Source organism: bacterium endosymbiont of Bathymodiolus sp. 5 South, from assembly GCF_900128535.1.
Classification (GTDB): Bacteria; Pseudomonadota; Gammaproteobacteria; order PS1; family Pseudothioglobaceae; genus Thiodubiliella.
This window is the reverse complement of sequence record NZ_FQTR01000198.1, coordinates 1-2,632: the sequence shown is the minus strand read 5'-3', so window position 1 is coordinate 2,632 and position 2,632 is coordinate 1. Positions and strand designations below refer to the sequence as shown.

The 2,632-nt window shown below is 36.4% G+C and carries 4 protein-coding genes; 3 read left to right on the top strand and 1 reads right to left on the bottom strand.

The features are described from left to right. The first annotated feature begins 254 nt into the window (after positions 1 to 254). The 3 genes from BBROOKSOX_RS09935 (at position 255) to BBROOKSOX_RS09925 (ending at position 2,462) form a co-directional block, all read left to right on the top strand. The gene (locus BBROOKSOX_RS09935; RefSeq protein ID WP_139661561.1) at positions 255 to 1,145 is read left to right on the top strand and encodes a TIGR01777 family oxidoreductase; all 891 of its coding nucleotides are present in this window, start codon (positions 255 to 257) and stop codon (positions 1,143 to 1,145) included. A 101-nt stretch (positions 1,146 to 1,246) separates the two neighbouring features. Continuing rightward, positions 1,247 to 1,639 (top strand): TIR domain-containing protein, encoded by a 393-nt coding sequence (locus BBROOKSOX_RS09930; RefSeq protein WP_139661559.1) that lies wholly within the window; start codon positions 1,247 to 1,249, stop codon positions 1,637 to 1,639. Between the two features lie 16 nt (positions 1,640 to 1,655). Continuing rightward, a complete protein-coding gene (locus BBROOKSOX_RS09925) occupies positions 1,656 to 2,462 on the top strand; it encodes a RipA family octameric membrane protein (RefSeq protein WP_139661557.1) in 807 nt (268 codons plus the stop codon). Between the two features lie 27 nt (positions 2,463 to 2,489). Here the strand turns inward: BBROOKSOX_RS09925 and BBROOKSOX_RS09920 are convergent, their stop codons facing one another. Continuing rightward, the gene (locus BBROOKSOX_RS09920; RefSeq protein ID WP_257607851.1) at positions 2,490 to 2,621 is read right to left on the bottom strand and encodes an LpxL/LpxP family acyltransferase; all 132 of its coding nucleotides are present in this window, start codon (positions 2,619 to 2,621) and stop codon (positions 2,490 to 2,492) included. Positions 2,622 to 2,632: the final 11 nt, after the last annotated feature.

The following is a 2,632-nucleotide window of genomic DNA, read 5'->3' as shown; positions in this document are numbered from 1 at the left end:
TATAGTTATGGTAATCTGTAAAGCGTGATTGTGTTGATTTATTAGAGCATTGGCATTATTTTGACACAGGAATTAGAGTGGTTTTTTTGATGAGGTTGGTTGTTATTTGATAGTATGCATTCCCAAGTAGGGGCTTGGGAACGAGGTAAAAAAATGGGCAGGCTATCATTAACCTATTTTTTTAATACCGCATATCAAGGCAATAATGCCTTATACTAATTGGTTAGATTTTTCAACAATATTAAGGAGAGAAAATGAACATACTCATTACTGGTGGCACTGGCTTTATTGGCTCTACGCTGTGTTCTCGTTTATTAGAAGAAGGAAACAATAAAATTGTCATACTTAGTAGGCATTCGGAAAAAATAAAGCCTCCCATTCAAGCAATTGCTGAGTTAAATGAGCTAAAAGATAACGATGCATTTGATGTTGTCATTAATTTAGCTGGCGAACCTATTGCGAACAAACGCTGGAGTGATCAGCAAAAATATCAAATTTTTAGTAGTCGCATTAATACAACAAAAAAACTTATTGCATACTTGGAAACATTAGAAAACAAACCTAAATTATTAATCAGTGGTTCAGCTATTGGCTACTATGGCATTGATAAAACGGATGCTGTTATCGAAGAAAAAGATAACGGTGACAATAGTTTTTCTAGTGAGTTATGTCAAAAGTGGGAAGCTGTTGCCTTGAAAGCAGAAAAGCTTGGCATTCGTACTTGCTTGCTACGAACAGGGATTGTTTTAGGCAAAAACGGTGGCGCATTAAACAAAATGCTACTGCCTTTTAAAATGTATCTCGGGGGAAGAATCGGGAATGGCAAGCAATGGATGTCTTGGATTCATATTGATGATTTAATTGGTATTATTTTGCACTGTATAAACCATGATAATTTAAAAGGGGCTGTTAATGGCACATCACCCAACCCAGTAACAAATCAAGCGTTTACCAAAACCCTTGGTACGGTCTTAAAGCGACCCACTATTTTTCCAATGCCTGCATTAGTTGTCAAACTATTAATGGGACAGATGGGGGAAGAGCTGTTATTAGCAGGTAAGCAAATTAGACCCAAAAAGGCTTTAGATGCAGGCTATATTTTCAAGTATAAAACACTGGAAGAAGCTTTAATAAATGCAGTATAAATATAAAATATATTCTAGCAATCGCATCCACTTGAGCGTAAAAAGCGTCATTTTTTACGCTCAAGTGATACAGGTGTTAACCCCATTTAGGAGGAAAGAAAATGATAACAAAGAAAAGAGCCTTTATCAGCTTTGATATTGATCACGATGAGTATGTAAAGAAAATGTTGGTCGGACAGGCAAAATTTCCAGATAGTCCATTTGAGTTTAAAGATAATTCAGTAAAAGAACATTTAACCGGGGATTGGAAAGAAAAGGTTCGTCGGCGTATGGATAATGTGGATATAGTGATTGTCCTTTGCGGTACACAGACACACACCGCTTCCGGCGTGGCCGCGGAATTAACAATAGCAAAGGGAAAAGGGAAACCGTATTTTTTATTAACCGCTTACCCTGACAAGAGTTGCACAAAACCAAAATCAGCATCTACTTCTGATAAGGCTTATAAATGGACTTGGGATAACCTAAAAAAGTTGATTGACGGGGCGCGGTAGGAAACCGGCACTTCTTATGAAAGTTTTTGTCATACACAGATTCAAAGACAGAAAACTAGCCGGCAGCAAGCTCAAAAATATTGCAAAACAATATTCTATAGATTTGCAGCCGATTTTTTTGGATAGTTCTGGCTGTGAAAAATGGAAGGAAAAAGCGTTAAAAGCCATCCAGGAAGCCGAGGCAATTATTATTTTTGATAGAAAATCATGTGAAGAGTCTGATAATGCCAAATGGGAGATAAATAAAGCTAAAGAGACTGGAAAAGAACTTATCGAGATAAGCTCAAATGACAAAGACCAAGATTTAACCGGAAGGTTAAAATCAATATATGGCTTGAAAGAAGAGTTTGACTCTTGCTTCTCATCTAACAATAATGATTATTTCGATCTATATAAGCTGATGATAGATTCATCAGAAAGCCTGATACAAAGAAGGCAAAAGACAAATGCATTTTTTATAACTGTAATAGGTAGTCTTTTGGCTATTATAGGGCTTCTCGTAAAAACTGAGGTGATCAATAGCGGATCATTTGGAATATTATATGGGTTTTCTGTAGTTGGACTCCTTTTTTGTAATTCTTGGCGAAATCTAATTGACAACTATGGAAAACTTAATAAAGCCAAATTCGATGTTATTCTACGGTTAGAAAAAGAGTTTGGAGCACAAATATACTCTGCTGAGTGGATAGCGCTTGGAAAAGGAATGAGACCCAAGAAATATAAATCATTCACTTCCACGGAAAAAAATGTGCCACTCTATTTTGGGTTGCTCATATTAGTATTAACATTAATTGCAGTAGTCTGGCAAATATGGGCAATATGAATGGTATGTGATTAATAAAGCAGTATTTTAATAACGGACAATACCTTTGAAGCGCTTATAATTCCACAAATACTGTTCAGGTTTGGTTTTAACCAACTGTTCAATCGCCTGATTCATCAAAGCCACATCATCCTCTACCCTGCCTGTGCTTGATAGGATGTTTACAGGCT